The sequence below is a fragment of the Xanthobacter sp. DMC12 genome (assembly GCF_056314105.1).
Genome location: NZ_JBQUYZ010000003.1, coordinates 224,847 through 249,053, shown reverse-complemented (window position 1 = coordinate 249,053; position 24,207 = coordinate 224,847). Strand labels below are relative to the sequence as shown.

Sequence of the window (24,207 nt, the reverse complement as noted above, 5' to 3'; positions counted from 1 at the left end):
CCGGCCATCGGCGGATGAACGAGACAGCGGCCGCAACAGGCCGCACCGGATGGGAGGAAAGCAAATGCCAGCCGAACTGAAATCAACCCCTGCCGGAAGCAGGGCGCTTCTTTACGTCTCGCTCGCCGCGGTGATCGAGGGCTTCGATCTGCAGGCCGCGGGCATCGCCGCCCCCAAGATCGGGCCGGCCTTCCACATGACGCCCCAGCAGATGGGGCTGTTCTTCTCCTCGGCCACGCTGGGCCTGATGATCGGCGCCTTGATCGGGGGCTACACGGCCGACCGCTGGGGCCGGCGCGCGGGCCTCCTCATCGCGCTGGTGGCCTTCGGCATCGCCTCCATCGCGACCATCCTGGCCACCTCCGTGGAGGCACTGGTGGTGCTGCGGTTCCTGACCGGCGTCGGGCTGGGTGGCGCGCTGCCGAACCTCGTCTCCATCGCCTCCGAGGCGGTCGGGCCGGAGCGGAAAGGACGGGCGGTCGCCCTCATGTATGCCGGCATGCCGCTGGGCGCGGCAGTGGCGAGCCTCGTCGCCCTGCTCGATCTGCATGGCGGGGACTGGCGCTCTATCTTCCTCGTGGGCGGCATTCTGCCCCTGCTGCTGGTGCCCTTCATCTACATGGGCCTGCCGCCCCTGAAGATGGCGCCGGCCCCGTCCGGCCAGAAGACGCCGTGGACCGAGGTCTTCCGGCCCGATGCGATGATCGCCACCCTGCTGCTGTGGAGCGCCTTTTTTCTCGGCCTGATGGTGGTCTACCTGCTCATGAACTGGCTGCCGCAGCTTTTGGTGGCGCAGGGCTTCTCGCGCAGCGAAGCCTCGCTCGCCCTCATCCTCTACAGCCTCGGCGGGGCGGTCGGCAGCCTCATCGGCGGGCGGGTGCTGGACGGGCGCCAGCGTGGCATCGCCATCGCCGCCAGCTTCGCCTTCGTGGCGGCCGCCCTCGCCATGCTTGGCCTGCTCCAGCCGGCGCTCGCCACCATGCTCTTCACCGTGACACTGGCGGGCGTGGGCGTGCTCTGCGTGCAGTCCATTCTCTACGGCATCGCGCCCCAATGCTATCCGGCGGAAATCCGCGGCACCGGCGTGGGCGTCGTGGTCGCCGTCGGGCGCCTCGGCTCCATGGCAGGCCCCCTGCTTGCGGGTGTCCTGGTGGCGCAGGGCAGCACGCCGGCCGATGTGATGCTGCTGCTGGTGCCCATCATCCTCGTCTGCGGCCTCGGCACCCTCGCGCTGGTGACCCGCCGGTTCCGGCCGGCCCTCGCCTGATGGTGCGGGCCTGCGCTGCCGCGACGCCGGGAGCGCAGGCCGACCGCGAGGGTTGCGGGCAAAGAAAAGGAGATCACCATGAAATTACTGCGCTTCGGACCCGAAGGCCGGGAAAGGCCCGGGCTCCTCGACGCCGGTGGCCGTATCCGCGATCTGTCCCATGAAATCGGCGAGATCGCCGGCGACGCGCTTTCGCCGGCCGGCCTCGCGCGCCTGTCGGCGCTCGACCATTCCGCTCTGCCGATCGTGGAGGGGACGCCGCGTCTTGGCTGCCCCGTCGCCCATGTGGGCAAGTTCATCGCCGTCGGCCTGAACTATGCGGACCATGCAGCTGAGGCCGGCATGGCTCTGCCGAGCGAGCCGGTCATCTTTTCCAAGGCCACCAGCTGCATCGTGGGGCCGAACGACGATGTGGTCCTGCCGCCAGCTTCCACCAAGGGCGACTGGGAGGTGGAACTGGGCATCGTCATCGGCACGCTTGCCCGCCACGTGCCGCAGGAGCGGGCGCTGGAGCACGTGGCAGGATATTGCCTCGTGAACGACGTGTCCGAACGCGAATACCAGCTGGAACGCGGCGGCACCTGGGACAAGGGCAAGGGCTTCGACACCTTCGGCCCCATCGGTCCTTGGCTCGTGACGCGCGACGAGGTTCCCGATCCTCAGGCGCTCGACCTGTGGCTCGACGTGAATGGCCGCCGCATGCAGGCCGGCAATACCCGGACCATGATTTTCGACGTGGCCCATCTGGTCAGCTACATCAGCCGCATCATGACCCTCCTTCCCGGTGACGTCGTCACGACCGGAACGCCGCCTGGCGTGGGCATGGGGCAGAAGCCGGCGCCCATCTACCTGAAGGCAGGCGACGTGATGGAGCTGGGTATCTCCCAGCTCGGCCAGCAGCGGCAGCAGGTGCGCGCCTGGCGCTGACCATCCATCGAACGCCCACGCCGATGGCGCGGGCGTTCGTGCCGGGAAAGGCACGTGCGGCGGCGGCAAGTCCGGCCGACGGCCCGATGTTGCCGATTCCCGAGGCCGGCGCCCGCATCACCCACGGCCGTGACGCAGGCCATGGGCCGGTTCGGTGGCCGCCCCCATCGCCGAGACCAATCCCTGGATCCATGAGCTGCTGAAGACGCGTATCGTCGCGGCTCACCTACCGTGATGTCCTCCGTAAGATCCCGAGGGTAGCCGACACAGCCGCGGAATTGCCGTAGTGCGGAGCATGGTGGATTCGTGCGCAACGGAGCGCGGTACTGCTTGGGTCGGTGATGCGCGTTCTCATTCTTGAAGACAATGCCCGCCTGCGCGGGCTGACCGCCGGTGCCCTGCGCGCCGCCGGCTTCGCAACGGACGCGTTCGAAACCCTCGCCGACGCCCGCGCCGCCATCCAGACCACCGGGTATGACTGCATCGTGCTCGACCTCGGCCTGCCCGACGGCGACGGCATGGACCTCCTCGAGGCACTGCGCCGCCGCGGTTCCTCAACGCCCGTCCTGCTGCTGACGGCACGGGACGACAAAGCCTCCGTGGTCCAGGGCCTCAACCGGGGCGCCGATGACTATCTGCGCAAGCCGTTCGACGTGGACGAACTGATCGCTCGCATCCGGGCCCTGCTGCGCCGGCCGGGCACCGCCTTCCAGACGGTCCTTGCGGAAGGCAACATCGCCCTCGATCCCACCGAGCGGCGGGCCATGGTGGACGGAACGGCCATCGACTTCAGCCGCCGCGAGGTTGGCGCGCTGGAGATGCTGATGCGATCGTCCGGACGCGTGGTGCAGAAGTCCGCGCTGGAGGAAGCGCTTTACGGCTATGACGAGGAAGTCAGCGTCAATGCCATCGAGGTGCTGGTCCACCGGCTGCGCAAGAAGCTTTCCGGTGCCGGCGCCAACCGGGAGATCGTCACCCTGCGCGGCATCGGATACCTGCTGGCGGAGGCTCGGCCGTGAGGATTTGGCCCCGCGACGTTTTCGGCCGGCTCGTGCTGGGCCTCGTCAGCGTGAGCCTCGTTGCCGTCGCGGTCGGCGCCTTCTACCTCTACACCCGCTTTCACAACACCCATTCGTTGTTCTTCGAGGGCACGCTGCAGGCCTTCATCGGCGACATTGCGGACGATATCCACCTGGTCGATGGCAAGCTCACCGCCGATGTGGATGCAACGACGCGCCAGCGCATTGCCGACGAATCCGGTCGCTACGTCGTGCTCGACGACAAGGGCCAAATTGTTGCCGCCTCCCCCGGGGTGACGGAACGCTTCACCTCGTTCCGCACCGACCGCCCCCTCTATTTCTGGATCCCCAGACAGGCGGAGGAGGGGGAATATTACGGACTGTCCGCGCGCATCCCCGACATGCCCGTCCCGGTCTATGTGCAGCTGATGTTTCCCAAGGGGCACATCATCTTTGAATCGGTGCTGCACGAGTTCATGAAGGACATCGCCTGGATCTGGCTGCCTTTCCTGCTCGCCATCCTCGCGGTCAACGTCATCGTGGTACGCATCGCCCTCGCGCCCCTCTCGCAGACGGTGGAGGAGGCGCGGGCCATCCAGCCGGGGGGTGCCGCAGCGCTGACCGAGAAGGGCCTGCCGGACGACCTGCTCGCCCTCGTGCGCACGGTGAATGCCGCCTTCGATCGCCTGCGGGAGGCCCATCGCCTGCAGGAGGAGTTCGTTGCCGACATGGCGCACGAGCTGCGCACCCCGCTCGCGGTGATGAAGGCCGAGCTTGCGACCATGAAGGACCCGCACGCCCGCATCCTGGAGCACGACCTCGGCGTCATGGCCCGGCTGGTGGAGCAACTGCTGGATCGCGCGCGGGTCGGACGCTTCAATCTCGAGGCGGGCAAGATCGTGGACCTGAGGGAAGTGGCGCGCGAAGCCTCGGCCTTTCTGGCGCCCCGCATCGTTGGCCGGGGCCGGATGATCGAGGTGATCGCGCCGGATATCCCCGTCCTCGTGGCCGGCGGCCGGGACGACGTGTTCCGGGCGGTGCGCAATCTGGTCGAGAACGCCCTCGAGCATACGCCGGACAGGGGGCTGATCTCCGTGGAGATCACCGCGGCGCCGTCCATCATCGTTCGCGATCAGGGACCCGGATTTCCCGAGCAGGTGCTGGACCGCGAGGCCCGCCGCAGCGGGCGGGTGCGCAGCGAGCGCCGGGAGGGGGTTGGCCTCGGCCTCTCCATCGTGGAGCGCACCATGATGGCGCACGGCGGCGATCTCACCCTGTCCAACGATCCCGGAGCGGGCGGGTCCGCGACCATGCGCTTCCCTGACGCCGGCTGGCTGCCAGCGGCGTGAGCGCTCACGCCGCCCGCGCGACGGCGATCAGGCCATCGACGCCGAATGGCAGGCGGTGACCCACGATGCGGATGTCGGCATCGCCGAAGCCCCCGTCGATAAGGAGGCGCCGCAGCCCGGCCGCGTCATAGGTCCGGTGGGTGTCCTCCCCGGCAAACGGCCAGCGCGCCATGGTGGATCGATCCGTCACATAGAGAACCGCAAGTCCGCCGGGCTTCAGCACCCGCCGCATCTCGGACGCCGCCATGCCCGCCGGATCGAAGAAATAGGCGACGTTGACGGCGAGCACCCTGTCGAAGCTCCCGTCGGTCCACGGCAGATCGCGGAAATCACCGTCCACCAGTTCGATCTGGCCGCCTGCGACGGCATCGCGGTTGCGCGCCGCCGCCAACCGGAGCATGGCCGGCGAGCCCTCGATGCCTGCCACGAGACCGCCTGGAACGCGCTCGGCCAGTTCCGCGATGCCGGCCCCCGGCCCGAAGCCGATTTCCAGCACGCGGTGTCTCTGGGCGGGGCCGAGGGCTTCGATCGCCAGCCGGTAGGGTTCGCGATTTGCGAGTGACATCGCCCGCCCCACCAGCGCGCCCCCGCCCCCCTCGGGGCGGGCGAGCTGGCGGCCGAGCCAGTGCCAAAGGCCGGAAAGCGCCGCCGCCCCTGGCGCCGCGCCTGTGAGCGGCCGCGCGTCCTTCGCCATCAGTGCTTGGCCTTGATCTGCTCAAGCTTCTCGGTGATGACCAGCCGGCGATTTTCGTCCCACAGCGCCCGGTCGGCGCGCACGGGAATGGCGAGCGCGTGGGTGAAGGCCTCGCGGGCCTTGGCATACTCGCCCTGGGTCATCAGGAAATCGCCGTAGAAATACCAGGCGTCGAGGCCGTCGGGCGCGGTCTTGGTGGCCTGCTCCAGCAGTTGGCGCGCCTTCGCCTTGTCGCCGAACGCCACCGGGAAGCCGGGCACCCGGTAGTAGAGCACGCCCAGGCTGGTCGGCGCGCCGGCGTCGAGCACGGTCGGGTTCATCCTGTACGCCTTCTCCAGCGTGTCGCGGGCGCGGGTGGCGAGCGACAGCGCCGAGATGGGATTGACCAGAGAGGCGCGCTCGCTGGTGACGATGCCGTCCCAGATAAGGACCTCAACCCGGTCGGGATACTTGGCGGCGAGGCTATCGGCATCGGCGCCGAGGACGGTCATCTGGTCGGTCTGCTTGTCGCCTTCCGGCACCGTGAACTTGATGGTCTCCCACCGGGTCTGGATCTGCTTCACCTGCCCGAGAACAGGATCATCGGCGGGGGCGGCGCCGGCGGAAACGGTGAAGGCGGCGGACAGCAGGGCGCCAAGGAAGAGGGTTGCGCGCATGGTTTTATCCTTATGGTTCGGATGTGGGGCTCAGGCGCTGGGGCGCGCGAGGGAGCGGTCGATGAGCCTGGGGAAGAGGCGCTGGAGGAGCACGAACAGGCGTTCGGGACCGGCGGGGTAGGCGGCATCGCGGCCAGCCTCCACAGCCCGCCAGATGTGGGCGGCGACCTTCTCCGGGGCGTCGAGCCGCATGCCGGTCTTGGCGATGAGATCGGTGAAGGCCGCCGCCGCATCGGTCTGCGTTGCGCGCGGCGCGGCATAGGTGACGGCAATGCCGCGCCCCTTCCACTCCCGCCGGAGTGCGCTGGAATAGCCGCGTAAGGCGAACTTGGTGGCCGAATAGGCAGCAAAGCCCGGATAGGCGATGTCGCCGAACACCGAGCCCACGTTCACCACCCGCGCCGGCCGCGCGGCGGCGAGCAGCGGGGCGAGGTCCCGCGTCAGCGCCATGGGGGCGATGACATTGGTGCGGAAGAGATCTTCCAGCGCCCCGTCGCCCATCTCCTCCACATCACCGCCATCGACCCGGCCGGCATTGTTGAACAGGAGGTCGAGTCGCCCCCACGCCTGCTTCAGCCCGGCTGCGATGCGGGCGCGGTCCTCCGGCCGGGTGAGATCGGCAGGGATGACGAGCGGGCGGGCCGAAGACGGCAGCGCCGCCGCCGTCTCCTCCAGCGCCGCCGCGCGGCGGCCGCACACCGCCACGGCCATGCCGCGCCGGCCGGCCTCCAGCGCCAGCGCCCGGCCGATGCCGGAGCCGCCGCCGGTGACGAGCACGCACTTCACATCACGCGGAAATGGCTCAGGCCGCATGGCTCAGCTCCGCGCGGGCGCCGAGCTCGCGGAAGATGTCGCCGTAGAGGCGATAGAACATCCGCGAATGATCGATGATGATGTCCTGGACGGACGGGTCCTCGATGCCATCCACCAGCGAGCGGAAAAAGGCCACGTGCTCCTGGTCGAGGCTGCCGTGGGAGGTGAGGTAGGAGAAGCCGGCGCCGCCCACGCTCCCGAACGCCCGCGCCAGCGTCGCCGCGAGCTGATCGGCGAGCAGAACCGACATGCCTTCCAGCACATGCACGCTGCCGAGCATGGCGTAGGGGCTCACATGCTCGATGGCGTAATAGGTGAAGCCCACCATCACCCGGCAAGCCTGGCCCGGCTGGCCGGTGCGCACCGCCTCGGCATCTCCGCCCATGGCGCGAATGTCGTCGAGGATCCACTTCTCGTGCCCGCGCTCCTCCTCCATGTATTCGAGGAGGGCCTCCTGATAGCGCTCGTCCTGCGTGCGCGAAGCCGCCAGCGCGAGCAGCGGGAAGGTGTGCTTCACGTGATGATAAGCCTCGGTGAGGAAGGCCAGGTAGAGTTCACGCGGGCCCCCCGTGCGCGGGGCGTTGGCGACGAGGGGGATGGCGAGGAAGCTTTCGCGCGCGGCCGCGGTCTCGCGGGTCAGGCGGTCATGGAAGCTCATGGCCGATGCCTTTCTGATGATGGTTGGGAAGAGGGTGTCAGACGGCTGCGGCCACGTCGGCGGCGAGCAGGCCGTGCGCCACGCGCCGGCGGATGCGCCCGTTATCGGTGAAGAGGCCGGCGGCCTTGGCCGCGGGCACATCGATGACGCGTACGCGCGCCGGCCGCGCATAGGCCGGCAAACCCGCGCACGTGGCCGCGACGCGGGCCTCCACCGCCGCGCGGCCCGCATGCGCGAACCATTCGGCGGCGGGGGGAACCGGCACCACCAGGGCTGCGAGCCCCTCCGGGTCCGCCGCGACGGCGCAGGCGGCGATGTAGGGATCGGCCAGGAGCGCGGTCTCGACCCATTCGGGGCTTACGTTGCGCCCGAGCGGGGTGACGATGAGATTGTCCTTGCGGCCGGAGATCGTGAGCCGGCCGTCGGAATCCAGCGCCGCAAGATCGCCGGTCGGCCATGGCCGGGCGGCGGGCGCACCACGCAGATAGCCGTCAGTGACGCACGGACCATCCACGTGGAGTTCACCATCCTCCACGGTGATCGTCAGGCCCGGCAGCGGCTCGCCGACCGTGCCCGCCACGCGCCGGCCCGGCCGGTTCACCGCCACCACCGAGCAGCATTCGGACAGGCCGTAGCCCTCGTGGACGGGAATGCCGAGGTTCCACGCGGCCTCGGCCACCTGGGGCGGCACGGCGGCACCGCCGACAGCGACGAAGCGCAGGCTGTCCGGGGCGCGGGCCCGCGCGGCGGCAAGCTCCGCCACCCAGAGCCGGAGCAGCTCCGGCACCAGCACGCCGGTGGTCGGCCGATGTCGGGCGAACGTCGCGGCGATGCCGGAGACCGCGCCGCTGCCGATCCGCTCCGAGACGGCGGTGTCGAAATGCACGCTGCCTCCCACGAGAGACGGAATGAACAGCGCGCAGATGCCCTCCAGCAGCAGGGAGAGCGGGAGCACGGAGAGATAGGTGTCGTCCTCCCGCGCGCCGATCGCGTCCGCCAGCGCGGCGGCGGACCACCCCACCTGGCCGCTCTCGTGCCGCACGCCCTTGGGGGCGCCGGTGCTGCCGGAGGTGTAGATGAGGGTGCCGTAGCCCGCGCGGAAGCCCGGCATCTCGCCCGGCACGCCGGTCACAGGGACCGCCTGACGGGCGATGCCTTCCGGAACGGCCTTCTCCCCGCCCGGTGCGACGAGGATCAGCTCGATGCCCGCATCACGCACCACATGTGCGATCTGGGCCGGGCTGAAGAAGCCGGGGAGCGGCACGGCGATGCGCCCCGCGGCCACCAGCGCCATCTGGGCCACGGCATAGGCCCGCCCGTTGGGCAGCAGCAGCCCGACGACTCGTGCAGTGGGAGGAAGCGCAGCGACAAGGCGCGCCGCGTCGGCCAGCAATCCGGCGCGGGTGATGGCGCCATCCGGATCGGTGAATGCGATGCGGTCCGGTGCTCGGCGGGCGTGGCCCGCCACGGACTCAAAGAACGTCCGCATGGTGCATCACCCGGCTGGCCGCAGACGGAAGGCGGACGGACGCCGCCTGCGCCCGGCGATAGGCGGCGAGCATGTCCACCCCACACACGCCGAAGACCTTGGGCTCGGTCTCGTAGTAGCGTCCCCAGGCATCGGGGTGGGGGACCCGGGCGGGATCAGCATCGCCGAGATAGATGGGGGACAGGCCGCGCCGCCGCACCAGAAGGCTGAGGCGGCGGGTGAGGGTGAAGAAGCACCAGGACAGGCCGTGGTCGCCACCGAAGGCCACGATATCGGCGATGAACGGCACGAGGTCGTGCGGCGCGCCGCTGGCGAGCGTCGTGACCTCATAGACATCCGCGCGGCGGAGCCTGCGCCCGGTGGCGCCGGAGAGCGCGGCCTCGACCGGCTTGTCCAGATAAAGCTCGGAGAAAAAACCTTCCTCGGCGAGACGCAGGCCGGCGGCGCAAAGGATGTCGCCCGCCGCGTTCCGCCGGCACAGGAGGCGCCGCGCGAAGGCGCCAACGTGGGCGCCATATTCGCGGGCATAGACGGATCGGATGAAAGCTTCGACCTCGGCGCGCTCGGCGTCGCCGGGTTCAACAATCTGTGCAAATCCCATGTCCGCTCGTCCGTGTTTGAAACTGTCACGGACGTTGCAAGGCTGAGCTTACGCCTCGCTTACAGGTGAACGGTCAGGGCGGGGAGAATTTGAGGCGCTTCTGGGGCGCGAGCCGGCGCCCAAGAGCCCGAGACCTCCGCCCGATCTGCAGAGGGTCATCGACCCATCTGGCGCCGGAAAATCAGGGTCGGCTTTTGCCAGCGGGCCACTCAGGAGCGCAACGGGAAAGAGATCCGAAGCACCCGATCAGTCATCGTCGCCATGCCCGGGCACCGGTTCGAGCCGTGCCGGATCGAACTTCGCCTTCAGCCGTGCGCCCTGCGCATTTGTCGCGCGCACCTTGTAGCAGCCATCGTCCGAACGGATGGAGAGCACCGTCCAGCCCTCGGCCTCCAGCTTCTTCTGCAACGCCTCACGCGGCTGCCAGTCGGCCAGAGGCACGTTGCAATCGCGGTCAGCGGCCGCCGGCGTGGCGGCGAGGCAGGCAAGGGCCACGCCGGCCAAGACATTCCGCAATGCGAGCCCCGAGCGATTCACCGCGCAAACTCCTTTCGGCGAGGCCCGATGAAAAGCACGCCAAGCTGACACCCACCTGAACGCACAGGAATATTCTCTCGCCCCATCGTCCTCCGGCCGCGCTAGATTGCCATGCGCCCCGCCGAGGTGACAGATGCGTATCCTCCTGATCGAAGACGATCCCGTCCTGGGCATGGCCGTGCGCGACCAGATCGTCGCGGACGGGCACGGTGCCGATTGGGCAACGCGCCTCGCCGATGCCGAGCACGCCGTCCATGCCGCGGCCTTCGACCTGATCCTCCTCGACCTGATGCTGCCCGACGGCCGCGGCTCGGACTTCCTGAAGCGTCTGCGCAGCTCGGGCGACGCGACGCCGGTGATGGTGCTCACCGCCCGCGACCAGATTTCTGACCGCATCGCCGCTTTGGATGCGGGGGCCGACGACTATCTGGTCAAGCCGTTCGACCTGTTCGAGCTGTCGGCGCGCATCCGCGCCGTGGGCCGGCGCTATGCCGGAAATCCCAACCCGCTGGTGACGCTCGGCGACATCGAGGTGGACCTCGCCGCCCGCTCTGTGCGCCGCGCGGGGCAGGCCATCGCGCTGACGGCGCGGGAATGGGCGCTGTTCGAGGCCTTCGTGCAGCGGCCGCACCAACTCATGTCGAAGCCGCAGCTGGAGGAACGGCTCTATTCCTTCGATGCGGAAGTGGAGAGCAACACCATCGAGGTCTATGTGGCCCGCCTCCGCAAGAAGCTGGGTGCCGACGTCATCGAGACCGTGCGCGGCATGGGCTATCGCCTCGGCACGCCGGGAGGCGGCGCGTGAGCGGAGGCTGGAGCCTGCGGCGGCGCCTCGGCCTGTGGCTCGCTGTGTCAATCGCCGCGCTGTGGCTTGCGGCGGCGACGGTTGCGGGGCTGGTGCTGCGGCACGAGATCGACGAGGTCTTCGACAGCGCGTTGCAGGAGGTGGCGCAAAGGGTGCTGCCGCTCGCCTATTCCGAGCTGCTCGCGCGTGAGGACGGGGCTGGTCCGCAACATATGCCGCCCGTGGGGCCGCATCGGGAATTCATCACCTACGTGGTGCGCGACGCGCAAGGGCGGGTGCTGCTCCAGTCCAGCGACGCGGAGCAGATGGCGATACCCGCAGGCCTCGCCCCCGGCTTTCAGAGCACCGCCCGGCTGCGCACCTACACGGAAGCGGCGGTGCGGGGCACTGTCATCGTCACGACGGCGGAGGAGCTGGACCATCGCGCCGCCGCGGTGTGGCGGGCGGTCATGGCGCTGATCTGGCCGCTTGTCGCCCTCGTGCCCATCGCGCTCGCCGGCGTCTGGCTCACGCTTCGCCTCACATTGAGGCCGGTGATCGCCTTCCGCCATGCCATCGCCGCGCGCGGGCGGGGCAATCTCGCACCGGTGCCGGAGCAAGGGTTGCCAGAGGAGATGGCCCCCGTCGCGGGCGCCGTGAATGCCCTCATGGAGCGCCTCCGCGGGGCGCTGGAGGCGGAGCGGGGCTTTGCCGCCAACAGCGCCCATGAGCTACGCACCCCCATCGCCGCCGCTCTGGCGCAGACCCAGCGGCTCGTGGCCGAGCTGCCGGAAGGGCCGGCGCAGGAGCGGGCGCGCACGATCGCGGGCGCGCTGCGCCGTCTTTCGCGCCTGTCCGAAAAGCTGCTGCAGCTCGCCAAGGCGGAAGGCGCCGGCCTGGTCGCGGAGGCCCCGGCACCGCTCGCGCCTGTGCTGCGCCATGTGATCGCCGACCTTGAGCGCCAGTCCGGGCGCGCGGCGGACATCGAGCTGAGCATCGCGGCGGAGGGCGGACCGGTGAGCGATCTCGACCCCGACGCCTTCGCGGTTCTGGCACGCAATCTCATTGAAAACGCACTGAAACACGGCGCACCCGACACCCCGGTCCGAGTCCGCCTCACCGCCGACCGGCTGGACATTTCCAACCACGGCGCCGTCGTTCCGGCGGAACGGATGTCTCTCTTGCTGCGGCCGTTCGAGCGGGGGCCGACGGGGGCGGAGGGCTCAGGGCTCGGCCTCGCCATCGCCGCCGCCATCTGCCGCGGGGCGGGGCTGGTGCTGGAGATTGCCTCGCCCATCCCGGGGGAGACGGAGGGCTTCAGCGCCGTCGTGCGCTTTACCGAACCTGAGAACCTGACAGCAAGCTGAACGCGATTCAGCAGGGGGTTCAGGCGGCTGTCAGGTTGGTTCGGGAGGGTGTCAGCGTCATCGAACGCCGGAGCCCCTCCATGAAGACACGCACCCTGATCGGGACCGCCCTCCTCCTCTCCACCGCTGGCCTCGGCGTGGCGCTGGCGGCGACCCAGATCGACCATCTCGATCTCCCCTTCCACAGCCGCGACGACGCCCCCCGCGCCGACGCCCGCCCCCTCCATCTCGCCGACAATGACCACCGGCGCGAGGGCAAGGAGCGCCACCACGGCCGCCATCACGACGATGATGACGACGACGACGATGACGGCCGCCCGGGCGCGCGTCCCGCCGCCGTTCCGCAGAACGGCCCGGCCGATCCGGCGGCGCCGGTGCCGGACAACGGCCTGTTCCAGGGCAAGGCCCGGCCCAAGGTCGAGGTGCAGTGACCCTCAGCCGATCCCGCGCACTTTCAAAGGACTAATCAGATGAAATTCGTTCTTCCCGCCGTGGCCGCCACCGCCACGTTGCTTTCGCCGGTGCTGGCCGAGGCACGGCAGGTCACCTTCGAGACCACCCTGAAGCCTTATGGCGGCAACGGCGCCTATGTGGTGCTCTACGTCACCGATGCGGCCGGCGCCTACAAGGGCACGCTATGGATGGCCGGAGGCAAGGCGAAATACTACCGCCACCTCTCCGACTGGCAGCGCGCCTCCGGCGGACGCCCCACCGAGATCGACGGCATCACCGGCGCCAGCATCGGCTCCGGCAAGACGCTGAAGATCACCCTCGATCTCGCCGATGCCATGATCGATGCCGGCTACCAGGTCCATGTGGACACGGCGGTAGAGGACGGGATGGACAATCCCTCCGAGGTGGTCGCCCCCCTCGCCGCAAGCGCGTCCGGCAAGCCTGTCGCCGGCAAGGGCTATGTGAAGTCCTTCACCGTCACCTTCTGATCTCCCTTCGGACATCCCCAAATGCTTCGCCGCCTCCATGGCCTGCCCGGCATCGTGCTGGCGCTCGCCCTTTCCGTCACCGCCCTCTCCGGCACGGTCCTCTCCGTGCAGCCGGCGCTGAACCACGTTGCCGCCCCCGCGATCCCGGCGTCCGCCAGCGTCGCGGACGTCGCGGGTGCGGTCGCCGCGCGCCATCCCGGCGTCAGCGCCATCCGGTTGCGGGCGGATGGCAGCCTCACGACGGCCTTCGATGAGGGCGGCACGCGCGGGGTGGAGCGCATCGACCCCGCCACCGGCGCGGGGCTGGGGCCTTATGCGGTGTCGGACACCACCCGCTTCCTCACCAATGTCCACCGCGCCTTCCTCATGGGCGATGCGGGGCGCGTGGGGGCGGCCATCGGCGCGCTGGCGATGCTTGGCCTCAGCGTCTCCGGCCTCATGCTGTTGGCCCGCCGGCTCGGCGGCATGGGCGCGTTGCTGCGACCCATCCGCGGCACCCCGGCGCAGCGCTGGCATGGAGAACTCGGCCGGCTCGCGGCGGTGGGCCTGCTCCTGTCCTCGCTCACCGGCCTGTGGATGTCAGCCGGCACCTTCGGGCTACTGCCCGAAACGGCGGCGACGACCCCCGCCGTCACTGCCAGCGGCGGCGCGGCGGCGCCCGTCGGGACGCTTGCCGGCCTGAAGACCGTGAAGCTTCAGGATCTGCGCGAACTCACCTTCCCCGATCCCGCCGACCCCACCGACGTCTTCACCCTCGCCACCGCTGATGGCGAGCGGCTGGTGGACGCCGCCACCGGCACCACCCTCGCGTTCACCCCCGCGACCGCGCTGGATCGGGTGAACGACCTCATGCGCACGCTGCACACCGGGCGCGGCGCCTGGGTGCTCGGCCTTCTACTCGGCCTCGCCTCGGCCATGGTCCCGGTGCTGGGCGCAACGGGTCTCGTCCTGTGGCTGCGGCGGCGGGCGGCGCGGCCGCGCATCGGCGCCAATGTCCCGGCGCGGGCGGCGGATACGGTGATCCTCGTGGGCAGCGAGGGCAATTCTACCTGGGGCTTCGCGGGCACCCTGCACGCGGCCCTCGCCGCCGCCGGCCACAAGGTCCACACCGCCGCCATGAACGATGTGAGCGCGGCGCATATGGCCGCCCCGCGCCTGCTGGTGCTCGCGGCCACCTATGGCGAGGGCGCCGCGCCCCAATCGGCCAAGCACTTCCTGTCCCGCCTCGCCAATCTGCCGGGGCAGCCGGCGGTGGCGGTGCTGGGCTTCGGCGATCGCAGCTTCCCCCACTTCTGCCGGTTCGCGCGTGATGTCGCCGATGCGCTGGACGCGCGCGGTTGCCCGCAACTCCTGCCCATGAAACGGGTGGATCGCCGCTCGCCCCAGGAATTCGCCCAGTGGGGCCACGATCTCGGCGATGTGCTGGGGCACGACCTCGTGCTCACCCATGTGGCGGAGCCGCCAAAGACCACCCGGCTGGTGCTCGCGGGGCGCGAGCTTTACGGCGAGGCGGTGGGCGCGCCCGTGGCGATCCTGCGCTTTCAGGCGCCCGTGGACCCGCGCACCGGCGCGCCCGGCCTTCTGCCCGCCTTCGAGGCCGGCGACCTCGTTGGCATCGTGCTTCCCGGCGAGGCCATGCCGCGCTTCTATTCGCTGGCCTCCTCCACCCGCGATGGCGTGCTGGAAATCTGCGTGCGGCTGCGCGAGGGCGGCCTGTGCTCCACCTTCCTGCACGCTCTTCAGCCCGGCGAGGGCATCGATGCCTTCATCCGGGAGAATCCCGCCTTCCGCCCGGCCAAGGGGCGCGGGCCGCTCATCCTCATCGGCGCGGGGGCGGGCATCGGGCCGCTCGCCGGCTTCGTGCGGGCCAATGCGGCGGGCCGGCCGGTGCATCTCTATTGGGGCGGGCGAAGCGCGGCGTCCGATTTCCTCTATGAGCACGAACTGGCCCAGCACCTCGCCGAACGGCGGCTGACGACCCTGCGCACCGCCTTCTCTCGGGACGCGGATGAGAGCGCCTATGTGCAGGACCGCATCGCCGCCGACGCCCCGCGCCTGCGGGAACTGGTGAGGCAGGGCGCGCAGATTCTCGTCTGCGGCGGCCGCGATATGGCCGAGGCCGTGACCCGCGCGCTGGAGCCGGTGGTGCGCCCGCTGGGCCTCGACCTTCCCACCCTCAAGTCGAGCGGACGCTATGTCGAAGATGTCTATTGATACGGGTCGGGATGCCACGGCGCTGCGGCGCCGTGCCCCGAGCGGACCGGCCATGGGCGCGCGCTGGTCCGCCACCTTCTTCGCCGCCGACGTGGACGAAGCGGCGCTCGCCCGCCGCCTTCAGGCCGCCGTGGAGCGGGTGGAGCAGCAGATGTCCACCTTCCGGCCGGACTCCGATCTCGAACGGCTGAATGCCGCGCCGATCGGTGTTTGGACCCCTATCCCCCGCGCGCTGATGCACGTCCTCTCGACCGCCCTCGAGATCGGGCGCCTCTCGGGCGGGGCGTTCGACATCGGGGTGGGCGATCTGGTGAAGGCCTGGGGCTTCGGCGTGGGGCGGACGCCGGATGGCGGACGCATCGCGGCGCTCGCCGGCCGGCCCTCCTTCGAGCCGCCCAAGACCTTGCAGCTCGATCCGGCCGGCGGCCGCGCCCGCCGTCTGGCGCCGCTCCGGCTCGATTTGGCCGGCATCGCCAAGGGCTTCGGCGTGGATGAGCTGGCCCGCGAGATGCGCGCGGCGGGCGTCACGTCATGGCTGGTGGGCATCGACGGCGAGATGCGCGCCGAAGGGCTGAAGCCGGACGGGCGGCCGTGGACGGTGGCCCATGAGCGGCCGTCTGCCGGCGAGCGGGACATTCTCGGCGTGCTGGAACTCTCAGGCGCCGCCGTCGCCACCTCGGGCAACTATCGCCACCGGGTGGAAGTGGGAGGCCGCGTGCTCTCCCACACCATGGACCCGGCGCGCGGCGCGCCGCTGGAGAACGACCTTTGCGCCGTCACCGTGCTCGGCGAGACCTGCATGGCGGCCGACGCCTGGGCGACCGCGCTGCTGGTGCGGGGGGCAGGCGAAGGCCCGGCCCTCGCGCGTCGCCTCGGCCTTGCGGCGCTGTTCGTGCGTGCCGACGGCACGGTGGAGGAGACGTTTCGCCCCGGCGGCGAGGCTCACCTCCCGGTGCGTGCCGCGTGATGCCGGGCGAGGTGGATGCGGTCGTCCAGCGTCGAGCATGCCACCGCCAGGACGATGCCGATGATCGCGCCGACCAGCGTGTCGAACACCCGTTCCGGCGCCATGGCCGTGCCCGCCGCGCCGGGGGCAGCGAGGTAGCTCATGAGCAGCGCCATGGGCGTGACCAGGATCTGCCCGAGGGCGTAGTTCGCGCCGATGATCATCTCGGTGGCGAATTGCAGGAAGACCAGCAGGGCGACCACGCTCCACACCGACGGCTCCTGGGAGAGGATCAGCCAGACCAGGCCCGCGCCCACCACGGTGCCGGCCATGCGCTGCATGGCGCGGCTCATGCTGATGTGCAGGTGCGTGCCCTGCATCACCGCCACGGTGCCCATGGCGGCCCAGGCGGGATGGGCGGCGCCGGCGAGATAGGCGGCGAAGGCCGCGATCGCCGAACCGAGGGTGATGCGCGCGGCGGCGATGAGGCGGTGGTCGAGGGGGCGGACCGGCTCTGCGGGGAAAGGCGCCTCGGGCGTCGCCTGCTGGCGCAGCGCTTCCGTCCCCGCGCAGATCAGCCACGTCAGTCCCGCCGCGAGCGCAGTGGCCGCAGCCCGCTCCACCACCTCCTGCCAGGAGGCCACATGGCCCATGGCGGCACCGGCTGCGAACACGAAGATCAATGCGCCGGGCGGGCCATATTGTCCGGTGTTGGCGACGAAGAAGAAGAACCCGCAGGCCAGCGCCAGAAGGCCCAGCTGGAGGGGATAGGGCGCGCCGAGCCAGCCCGCCGCCGACATGGCGAACACCGAGAAGGTCAGCCACAGGGCGCAGAAGAGGACGATGCGACCGCGCCCGGCCGCGGGGGCGAAGCGGCCGAACAGGGCTGCGAGCGTTCCCAGGGAGGCGAAGCCGACGAGATGCGGCCAGGGTGAGAGGAGGGCGAGGGGCAGGGCGATCGCCGCCGCCAGCGACGCCTGAAGGCCGGCCAGTGCGGCATTGCGCTGCCACGGCTGGGCCGCGAGGGCCCAGCTCTCGCGGATCTGATGCGGCTTCAGCAGATGGCGCGCGGCATCGAGCCGGCGGGTCGCGAGCGTCGCGGGCGCGGATTCGGGCGGGCTCATGGGGCGGTCGTCTCCCGACGCTGGACCTGAAGGCCTTGCAGCCGCTGCTCGATCCGCTCGAAATGCCGGAGCATGGTCGCGATCTCGGCGTCGGACAGGTCCGCCAGCATCTCCGCTTCCCCCTTGGCCAGTTCGCGGCGGATCTCGGCGACCCGCACCCGGCCTGCTTCGGTCAGATGGACCAGCCGGGCGCGGCCGTCGGAGGCGTCGACCCGTCGTTCCACGAGGCCCTGCCGGCACAGGATATCGAGCAGGCGCACGAGGCTCGACCCATCGATGCCCACCAGGGCCGCAAGTTCCTTCTGCGTGATGCCGTCCCCGGACTCCTGCAGATGCACCAGCGGCACCCAGGTGGCATCGGACAGCCCCGCCTCGGCGAGACGGGCATCGAGGGCCCGCCGCCAGCGACGGGCAAGCAGCGCGAAGCGCACGCCGAAGCGGGCGCGGGGTGAGGCGGGAGCCGGGGTCATGCCGCATCAGAAGCAGAATTTAATTTGCATTGCAATGCAAATTAAATTGAGCCGGGACTGCCAAGTGAGGGTTCCGGCTGGGGTCGGCGGGCTATTCCCCGTCCCCGGCCGCCTGCTGGCCACGGACCGCCAGCGCGATGGCGGCTGCGATGCCGCGCAGGGGCTCCGCATGGGCGGAAAGGGCTTCGTCCAGGGACAGGGCGGAGCGGATCCAGATCATCGAGACCACCGCCTCCACGCGATCATCGACCATGACCGGAACGGCGATGCTGGAGGTCTTCGGCCGGAACTCGCCGCCGTCGCGCACGGCGACGGCGCGGCGGCGCGTGTCCTCGATCATCCGCTTCAGCCACGCCTCGTCGAGGAACGGGCGATCCTCGGGATCGGGAATACGGCGCAGGTGATCGAGGATCATCGCCCGCTCCTCCTCCCGGCAGAAGGCCAGATAGGCCCGGCCGGCCGAGGTGCGCAGCATGGGCAGGCGATAGCCGATCATGCCCCGGTCGATGGAGAGCGGGCTGCGCGTGTGGGTGGTCTCGTGGATCACCATGGCGGCGTTCTCGTAGACCGTCAGGTCGAGTGGCCAGACGAGGCGCGGCCCGTGCTCGCCGAACACCGGCCCCGCCGCCTGGCACACGCGCGAGTGCGCCGCATAGCCATCGCCGAGGCTGGCGGAGAGGCGCGTGACCCGCACCTGGGCCGAGGAGGCGGAAAAGGCGACGTAGCCCTCCTCCTCCAGCGTCTGCAGCAGCCGGTAGACGGTGGGGCGCGGGATGTTCAGGGCGCGGGCGATGGCCGTTGCGCTGGTGCTGCCCACCGCATTGATGTGCCGCAGCACGGCGAGCCCGCGGCGCAGCGCGCGCACGCTGTCGGTGCGGTCCTGCGCCGCCGTCCGCTCGTCAGCCGGTCTCTCGCTCATGGCCCGTCTCGCTCATGGCCCGGCCTCTTCCCCGGCGTTCGCCCAGCCGGACGCGCCGGTCTTCCCCCATGCTATACGCGATCGCCATGCTGTGCCTAACAAGTGCCGTGCCAAGCAAGTGCCGGCCCAGCACAGTGCCGGGCCGGCCTGCTCGGGCCTCAGGCCCGCTCGGCGACGACGGGGTTGCGCAGCACGCCGATGCCGCTCACCTCCACCTCCACCACATCGCCATCCTTCATGAACAGCTTGGGCGTGCGCCGCGCGCCGACCCCGCCCGGCGTGCCCGAGACGATCACGTCGCCGGGCAGCAGGGGCAGGATGGTGGAGGTGTAGGCGATCAAGGTGGGGATGGGCGTAATCATCAGGTCCACCGTGGTGCGCTGCACCTCGGTCCCGTTGAGGCGGGTGGCGAGGCTGAGGCGGGTTGGATCGCCGATCTCGTCGGCGCTCACCATCCACGGGCCGAAGCCGCCGGTGGCGGCGAAGGTCTTGCCGGGCATGAACTGCGAGGTGTGGCGCTGCCAGTCGCGCACGCTGGCATCGTTGTAGCAGGCATAGCCCGCCACATGGGACAGCGCGTCGGCCTCGCAGATGCGCCGGCCGGGCTTTCCGATGATGACGGCGAGTTCGCCCTCATAGTCGAACTCGTCGGATTCCAGCGGCTTCACCAGCGCTTCGCCGTCCCCCACCTGGCTGCCGGCATAGCGCGCGAACAGCATGGGATTGGGGGTGACGGTACGGCCCGTCTCCACCACGTGGTCGTGATAGTTGAGGCCCACGCAGACGATCTTGTCCGGGTCGGGAATGACCGGCGCCAGCGTCACGTCGGCGAGGGCGAAATCCGCCGGCGCGCCCACAAGGGCGGCAGCGCGCTCAAGCCCGCCGGCGATGAAGGTGCGCAGCGTCGGCGCCTCGGGAAAGCGTCGGGCGAGATCAATGATCCCGCCGCTGGTCACGAGGCCGTAGCCGGCCTTGCCGGCGTGGGTGAAGGACGCGAACTTCATGGGGCAAGCCTTTTCCTTGAACGTTTCGGGATGTGAGAGAGATCAGGCGGCGGAGGCCTGCGCCGGGAAGGCGGGCGCCAGCGCATCGGCCATGGCGGCAAGGTCCACCGCGTCGGTTGCGCTGCCGGCCACGTAGCGATCCGGGCGGACGAGCACCGCCGCCGCGCCGGCCGTATCCAGCAGCGGGCCGAGGTCGGGACAGTCGGCGGTGCTGACGATGGCGATGCCGGCCGCCTCGAAGCGCTGGCGCACGCCCTCGGCGGCGTTGCGCCAGAGTTCGTCGCGGCACAGCAAGGCGAAGCGGTAGCCCACCGCGTCATCCAGCCGGCGCCCGTCGCCGAGGCGCGGCTGGGCGAAACGGCTGCCGGCTAGGTCCACCTGGCCGAGGGCGACGCCCGGTCCCAGCTGGGGCACCCGGCTGCGCAGGCGCACCACGCCGTCCGCGTCGCGGAAGGCAGCGTTGAGGGCGGCCTCGGTGCCGCAGGTGTTGATGAGGCCGCCGAGCCGCACCGCGGTCTCGATATAGGCGTGGGCATCGGGCGCCCGCTCGCTCTGGTAGGTGTCGAGCAGGCTGTCCTCCGCCTGCCCCTTCACCACCGCCTCGAGCTTCCAGGCGAGGTTCGCCACGTCGCGGATGCCGGAGCACATGCCCTGGCCCATGAACGGCGGGGTCTGGTGGGCCGCGTCGCCCGCCAGCAGCAGCCGGCCGCCGCGCCAGCGCTGCGCCACCGCCGAATGGAAGGTATAGACCGCCGCCCGCTCCAGCTCGGCCTCGTCGGGCCGGAGCCACGGCGCCAGCAGCGACCAGACGGTCTCGGGGTGCACCATGGCGCGACCGTCCTCATGCGGCAGCACGGTGATCTCCCAGCGGCGGCGGTCGCCGGGGCCGCGCACATAGGTGGCAGGCCGCGCGGGGTCGCAATACTGGATGGTGTGGTCGCCCAGCTCGGGCTTCGGCCGCCGGAGCACCGCGTCCACCACCAGCCAGCGCTCATGGAAACCGAGATCGTCCATGGACGAGCCGATGAAGCGGCGGACCAGCGAGCGGGCGCCGTCGCAGCCCACCACATAGCGGGCGCGGGCCTGCTGCAGGCGGCCGGTGGCGAGGTCCTCGTAGCGGACGCTCACCCCTTCCGCCTCCTCGACGAAGGCGAAGGCGTCGCAGCGCGTGCGCACCCGCACGCTGGCGAAGCGCCGGAGGCCGTCGCGCAGGGGCCGCTCCAGGTCCGGCTGGTGGAAGCGGTAGCTGGCGTGCCAGCCGAATTCGCTCACCTCCTGCGGGCGCGGCCAGTCCATCAGCAGCGCGCCGGTCGCATCGACGAAGCGCATCCCCGGATTGACCCGCAGCGACGGGACGATCTCATCGGCGAGGCCGATGGTCTGGAACACGCGCATCACCTCGTCGTCGAAATGCACGGCGCGTGGCAGGTGGTAGGCCTCGGTCTCGCGTTCGAGCACGAGGGTGGAGACGCCCTGAAGGCCCAGCAGGTTGGCAAGGGTCGCGCCAACGGGGCCGAGGCCGATGATGACGACGTCGAAACGATCCGGCGTGCTGCCGTTTGCCTCGGGCATGGTTTTCCCCGTGTTGTGGTCCGCCTGCGCGCAGATCCGATGCGATGAAGAGAGCCCGCGCCTCGACGCCTGCGTCGCGGGGCGGGTCCGGAAGGGTCGGCGGTCAGCCCGCCAGCCGGCTGTAGAGCCAGGGGCAGTCCACCACGTCCGGTGACCGGAGGCCGTTGGCGGCCGCCGCGAGGCGCATGTTGCGCAGCCGCGCGCGCGGCTCCTCGGGCAGATAGAGGCGCTCGTGCCCCCAGAAGCTCGGTCCGGCGAAGGTTTCGTGCGGCTCCCATGTGGCGGGATCGATCACCCGCCCGCCCCAGCCGTTCTCCACGAAGAAGCCGGAGGGCGAGTGGGCGTAGAAGGAGGTCATGAAATCGTTGGTGTGGCGCCCCAGCGTGTAGGCGAGGCGCCCCTCTTCCAGTTCGGCGAGGTCGTAGCCCTGGCCTACGTCGTCGAGATTGTTGAACTCGATCATGAAGTGGTGAAAGCCGGTCTGCCCGGAGCCGACCATGGCGAGGCTGTGGTGGCGCCCGTTCACGTGGAAGAAATAGAGCGGATAGGGGGTGAGCCCGTAGTCGCTGATGTGGAAGTCGAGCAGGTCGCGATAGAAGGGCAGCAGCGCGTCGATCCGCACCGCGTGCAGCACGGCGTGCCCCATGCCGAACGGGCCGGTGCGAAAGCCCGAGATGGGGCGGCCGGGCACGAAGGGATCGCTCGCCCGCATGGGGTTGAAGAACAGCTCCACGCTGTTGCCGTCGGGGTCGGCGAAGGTGATGAGGTCCTCGACAAAGCGCCGGTCGGCCAGCGCGCGGGTGCCGCGCGCCACCGCGACGCCGGCGGCTTCGAGGCGGGCAGCGAAGCGGTCGAGGTCCGCCTTTTCCGCCACCTCCCAGCCGATGGCGGCGATGAGCGGGCCCGGCTCGTTCACCACGAACAGCCGCTGGCGCTGGTCGTCCATGCGGAACGTCGTCTGGGTCCGCGTCGCGTCCACCGCCTGCATGGCGAGGAGGCCCGAGGCGAAGGCGTTCCAGTCGTCCATCCGGTCCGAGCGGATGCCGAGATAACCGAGCGCGATGACGCCCATGGGGTGGTTCTCCTGGGTGTGGGTTCCGGTGGCGGCGGGGCGCGGCCTCAGGCCGGCGGCAGCGCCGAGGCCGGACGGGCGGGGATGAGGAAGCTGCACCAGAAGGTCAGCGCCGCGGACGCCGCGATGTAGAGCGCGGGGGCCGCATTCATCCCGGTCTGCGCGATGAGCGCGGTGGCGGCCAGCGGCGCGAAGCCGGACAACAGCGTGACGCTCACGTTGTAGGACAGAGCGAGGCCGGTGAAACGCACCTGCGTCGGGAACAGGCCGGCGAGGATGCTCGGCCAGATGCCGCTCGCCAGCGAGAACACCAGCGACAGCAGGCTCAGCACCAGGACGATGCTGGCACCGTGGTTCGCCATCAGCGCGAACAGCGGAACCACCACGACCACCATGCCCAGCGATCCGGCCCGCAGGATGAGGCGTCCGGGCACGAAGTCCCCGGCCCAGCCGGCGAGGATGAGGCCCACCGAGCTGACCACCAGCGCCACCGTCATGGCCAGCGCCACGTCGGGGGCGGGATAATGCAGCGTCTTCACGAGGAAGGCGGGCACGAAGCCGTACAGCATGCCGTTGAAGCCGGCGATGATGGCGGCGATGCCCGCCGCGACCAGCACCGAGCGGCCGTGATGGCGCATCAGCTCGCGCAGGGGATGCCGCGTCGCCTTGCCGTGCAGGTTCACGAACTCCGGGGATTCCTCCAGCTTGCGCCGCAGCGCGAAGCTGACGAGGCCGATGACGCCGCCGAGCAGGAAGGCGATGCGCCAGCCATAGTCCGCCACATCCTGGGGCGGCAGCGCATACTGGATGCCGAGGTTGACCAGCGTCGCGATGAGCACGCCCACATTGACGCAGAAGATGATGAAGCCGCACGCGAGACCCGCCCGCCTGGGCGCCGCCTCCACCGCATAGGTCACCGCGCCGGGCAGCTCGCCGCCGAGGCAGATGCCCTGCACGAGGCGGAAGGCCACCAGCAGCAGCGGAGCCGCGATGCCCCAGGACTGGTAGTTCGGCAGAAGGCCGATGGCGATGGTGGCGAGCGTGGTGAGGCCGAGCGAGGCGACGAAGACGGGCCGGCGGCCATAGCGGTCGCCCAGAACGCCCAGCACCGCGCCGCCGAACGGCCGCGCCAGGAAGCCGAGGGCCAGAACGGAGAAGGAGAGGATCAGCGAGACGTAAGGATCTTCCGTCGGGAAGAATTGTGCCGAGATATACTGAACGAAGATGCCGTAGATGATGAAATCATAGAATTCGAGGGAGCCGCCGAGGCTCGCCAGGAAGATGATCCGCCATTGCCCCTTGCTGAGGCTCGGCGCGGCTTGTCCCGACAGGGGATAGGTGGCGTGTGTCATGGGTCCTCTGGGCCTCCGTATTTGTTCTTGGCTGTGATTTGACAACACGGCGTGCGGCCGCCACGGCTCCCGCCGCGTGCGGTCGATCAAGGGCGACACCGGCGAGGGCCGGAGCGATGCCGGGTCTCAATCCCGCAGGGCATTTCATCGGTCGCGCGCGGGATGGCAGCGCCGGAGCGCAGACCCGTGCCGCCATCGTTCCCGGCGGGCTCTATTTGAGAATGGAGGACGCGTTATCCGGTCAGCCTGCGATGCAAGCCGGTCGGCGCATGCTCTGGCGTTGAAGGGCTGCGGGTCTCAGGGGCAAGGGCGGGGCGCCGCTGTCGTCGTTCATGTCATCCTCCCGATATTTTTCTTGGATCCTGGTTAGGACCCCGGGAGGCTTGGCAACAGAGGATTGTCCCGAATGTCCGCAGGCCGGACATGCCGCTT

General features: G+C 70.2%; 24 protein-coding genes. 10 read left to right on the top strand and 14 right to left on the bottom strand.

What is annotated here, in order from left to right; translation table 11 throughout:
* Positions 1-64: 64 nt before the first annotated feature.
* The 4 genes from ACT535_RS14285 to ACT535_RS14270 all read left to right on the top strand — a co-directional run bounded on the left by ACT535_RS14285 (position 65) and on the right by ACT535_RS14270 (position 4,562).
* Entirely contained in the window at positions 65-1,267 is a 1,203-nt protein-coding gene (locus ACT535_RS14285; RefSeq protein ID WP_476364896.1) for an MFS transporter, read from the top strand.
* Between the two features lie 78 nt (positions 1,268-1,345).
* A complete protein-coding gene (locus ACT535_RS14280) occupies positions 1,346-2,194 on the top strand; it encodes a fumarylacetoacetate hydrolase family protein (RefSeq protein ID WP_476364895.1) in 849 nt (282 codons plus the stop codon).
* A 341-nt stretch (positions 2,195-2,535) separates the two neighbouring features.
* A complete protein-coding gene (locus tag ACT535_RS14275) occupies positions 2,536-3,213 on the top strand; it encodes a response regulator transcription factor (protein WP_168459013.1) in 678 nt (225 codons plus the stop codon).
* The gene (locus tag ACT535_RS14270; protein ID WP_476364894.1) at positions 3,210-4,562 is read left to right on the top strand and encodes a sensor histidine kinase; all 1,353 of its coding nucleotides are present in this window, start codon (positions 3,210-3,212) and stop codon (positions 4,560-4,562) included. The genes ACT535_RS14275 and ACT535_RS14270 overlap by 4 nt, the downstream gene beginning before the upstream one ends.
* Before the next feature lie 4 nt (positions 4,563-4,566).
* Here the strand turns inward: ACT535_RS14270 and ACT535_RS14265 are convergent, their stop codons facing one another.
* From ACT535_RS14265 to ACT535_RS14235, 7 genes are all read right to left on the bottom strand, one after another.
* Positions 4,567-5,256, bottom strand: coding sequence for a class I SAM-dependent methyltransferase (locus ACT535_RS14265; protein WP_476364893.1), 690 nt, complete (start codon positions 5,254-5,256; stop codon positions 4,567-4,569).
* Entirely contained in the window at positions 5,256-5,912 is a 657-nt protein-coding gene (locus ACT535_RS14260) for a tetratricopeptide repeat protein (protein ID WP_476364892.1), read from the bottom strand. The genes ACT535_RS14265 and ACT535_RS14260 overlap by 1 nt, the downstream gene beginning before the upstream one ends.
* 30 nt (positions 5,913-5,942) lie before the next feature.
* Positions 5,943-6,725 (bottom strand): SDR family NAD(P)-dependent oxidoreductase, encoded by a 783-nt coding sequence (locus ACT535_RS14255; protein ID WP_476364891.1) that lies wholly within the window; start codon positions 6,723-6,725, stop codon positions 5,943-5,945.
* On the bottom strand, positions 6,715-7,383 hold the full coding sequence (locus tag ACT535_RS14250) for a TenA family transcriptional regulator (RefSeq protein WP_476364890.1): 669 nt from the start codon (positions 7,381-7,383) through the stop codon (positions 6,715-6,717). The genes ACT535_RS14255 and ACT535_RS14250 overlap by 11 nt, the downstream gene beginning before the upstream one ends.
* 37 nt (positions 7,384-7,420) lie before the next feature.
* Positions 7,421-8,872, bottom strand: coding sequence for an AMP-binding protein (locus ACT535_RS14245; protein ID WP_476364889.1), 1,452 nt, complete (start codon positions 8,870-8,872; stop codon positions 7,421-7,423).
* Entirely contained in the window at positions 8,856-9,473 is a 618-nt protein-coding gene (locus ACT535_RS14240) for a thermostable hemolysin (RefSeq protein ID WP_476328102.1), read from the bottom strand. The genes ACT535_RS14245 and ACT535_RS14240 overlap by 17 nt, the downstream gene beginning before the upstream one ends.
* Positions 9,474-9,719: 246 nt before the next feature.
* Positions 9,720-9,989 carry a PepSY domain-containing protein gene (locus ACT535_RS14235; RefSeq protein ID WP_476364888.1) on the bottom strand — a complete coding sequence of 90 codons (270 nt, stop codon included), beginning with the start codon at positions 9,987-9,989 and terminating at the stop codon, positions 9,720-9,722.
* 154 nt (positions 9,990-10,143) lie between these two features.
* Here ACT535_RS14235 and ACT535_RS14230 point away from each other — a divergent pair, with 154 nt between their 5' ends.
* From ACT535_RS14230 to ACT535_RS14205, 6 genes are all read left to right on the top strand, one after another.
* On the top strand, positions 10,144-10,815 hold the full coding sequence (locus ACT535_RS14230) for a response regulator transcription factor (protein ID WP_168459005.1): 672 nt from the start codon (positions 10,144-10,146) through the stop codon (positions 10,813-10,815).
* The gene (locus ACT535_RS14225; RefSeq protein ID WP_476364887.1) at positions 10,812-12,161 is read left to right on the top strand and encodes an ATP-binding protein; all 1,350 of its coding nucleotides are present in this window, start codon (positions 10,812-10,814) and stop codon (positions 12,159-12,161) included. Before ACT535_RS14230 ends, ACT535_RS14225 begins: the two co-directional genes overlap by 4 nt.
* Positions 12,162-12,241: 80 nt before the next feature.
* The gene (locus ACT535_RS14220) at positions 12,242-12,592 is read left to right on the top strand and encodes a hypothetical protein (protein WP_168459003.1); all 351 of its coding nucleotides are present in this window, start codon (positions 12,242-12,244) and stop codon (positions 12,590-12,592) included.
* A 39-nt stretch (positions 12,593-12,631) separates the two neighbouring features.
* A complete protein-coding gene (locus ACT535_RS14215) occupies positions 12,632-13,102 on the top strand; it encodes a DUF2271 domain-containing protein (RefSeq protein ID WP_024279909.1) in 471 nt (156 codons plus the stop codon).
* 21 nt (positions 13,103-13,123) lie between these two features.
* Positions 13,124-15,316, top strand: coding sequence for a PepSY domain-containing protein (locus ACT535_RS14210; RefSeq protein ID WP_476364886.1), 2,193 nt, complete (start codon positions 13,124-13,126; stop codon positions 15,314-15,316).
* Entirely contained in the window at positions 15,297-16,283 is a 987-nt protein-coding gene (locus tag ACT535_RS14205; protein WP_476364885.1) for an FAD:protein FMN transferase, read from the top strand. The genes ACT535_RS14210 and ACT535_RS14205 overlap by 20 nt, the downstream gene beginning before the upstream one ends.
* Here ACT535_RS14205 and ACT535_RS14200 read toward each other — a convergent pair.
* The 7 genes from ACT535_RS14200 to ACT535_RS14170 form a co-directional block, all read right to left on the bottom strand.
* Positions 16,259-17,386: an FUSC family protein gene (locus ACT535_RS14200; protein ID WP_476364884.1), complete on the bottom strand. Its 1,128-nt coding sequence runs from the start codon at positions 17,384-17,386 to the stop codon at positions 16,259-16,261. The two genes, ACT535_RS14205 and ACT535_RS14200, sit on opposite strands and share 25 nt — an antisense overlap.
* On the bottom strand, positions 17,383-17,856 hold the full coding sequence (locus tag ACT535_RS14195; RefSeq protein ID WP_476364883.1) for a MarR family winged helix-turn-helix transcriptional regulator: 474 nt from the start codon (positions 17,854-17,856) through the stop codon (positions 17,383-17,385). The genes ACT535_RS14200 and ACT535_RS14195 overlap by 4 nt, the downstream gene beginning before the upstream one ends.
* Before the next feature lie 91 nt (positions 17,857-17,947).
* Complete coding sequence (locus ACT535_RS14190; RefSeq protein ID WP_476364882.1) at positions 17,948-18,775, bottom strand: DNA-binding transcriptional regulator; 828 nt, start codon at positions 18,773-18,775, stop codon at positions 17,948-17,950.
* A gap of 158 nt (positions 18,776-18,933) precedes the next feature.
* Positions 18,934-19,779, bottom strand: a complete 846-nt coding sequence (locus ACT535_RS14185; protein ID WP_476364881.1) for a fumarylacetoacetate hydrolase family protein — start codon at positions 19,777-19,779, stop codon at positions 18,934-18,936.
* A gap of 42 nt (positions 19,780-19,821) precedes the next feature.
* Positions 19,822-21,351, bottom strand: a complete 1,530-nt coding sequence (gene mhpA, locus ACT535_RS14180; protein ID WP_476364880.1) for a bifunctional 3-(3-hydroxy-phenyl)propionate/3-hydroxycinnamic acid hydroxylase MhpA — start codon at positions 21,349-21,351, stop codon at positions 19,822-19,824.
* 103 nt (positions 21,352-21,454) lie between these two features.
* Complete coding sequence (locus ACT535_RS14175; protein ID WP_168458995.1) at positions 21,455-22,423, bottom strand: VOC family protein; 969 nt, start codon at positions 22,421-22,423, stop codon at positions 21,455-21,457.
* Positions 22,424-22,470: 47 nt separating this feature from the next.
* Positions 22,471-23,775 (bottom strand): MFS transporter, encoded by a 1,305-nt coding sequence (locus tag ACT535_RS14170; RefSeq protein ID WP_168458994.1) that lies wholly within the window; start codon positions 23,773-23,775, stop codon positions 22,471-22,473.
* Between the last annotated feature and the right edge of the window lie 432 nt (positions 23,776-24,207).